Genomic DNA, 653 nt, shown 5'->3' with positions numbered 1-653 from the left:
GAGGGACTGCTTTAGTAGCTAATACCGATGGTACTTATACGCTCAGTGCGAGCCAATTGCAGGATCTTGCCATTATGGTAAGCGGGGACTTAACTGTCTCAACCAACCTTGAATTAGCAATAAAAGCCTACTCCACCGTAGAGGACTCAGTAGCTACAGCGACTACAACTCAATTAGTTACCATAAAACCCGTTACTACAATTGATTCAGGATCACTAGCTTCTGCAAATGATGGTACAACTGCGACAGGAACAGGTGGCTCAACTACGATAGGAACAGATGGTTCAACTACGATAGGAACAGGGGGTTCAACTTTGATATTCACAGCTGGTCAAACTATGGCATTGACAGATGGCGAAACCATAGCATTGGCAGATGGTTCAAATATGAAAGTGACAGTGTCAGGTGGTTCAATGACAGTAACAACGGCAGATGGTTCAACTATTACAGTGACAAGTGGTTCAACTATTACTGTGACAGGTGGTTCAACTGTGACATTTGCAGGTGATTCCTCTTTGACATTTGCAGGTGATTCCTCTTTGACATTGGCAGGTGCCTCAACTGTGCCAGTGGTAGATGGTTCAACCGCATTGTTAAATGGTACAACGGCAGTGTTAGATAGTTCAACTACGACAGTGGTGGATGGTTCAACG

The 653-nt window shown here is 44.4% G+C and carries 1 protein-coding gene; it reads left to right on the top strand.

Going from position 1 to position 653, the window contains the following annotated elements:
• The coding region (locus tag DGG96_RS15820) for a hypothetical protein (protein WP_205872623.1) at nucleotides 1-653 on the top strand (653 nt) is incomplete at both ends.

It is taken from the genome of Legionella qingyii (assembly GCF_003184185.1).
The sequence above is the reverse complement of the archived record's forward strand: the minus strand, read 5'-3'. Positions and strand labels throughout refer to the sequence as shown.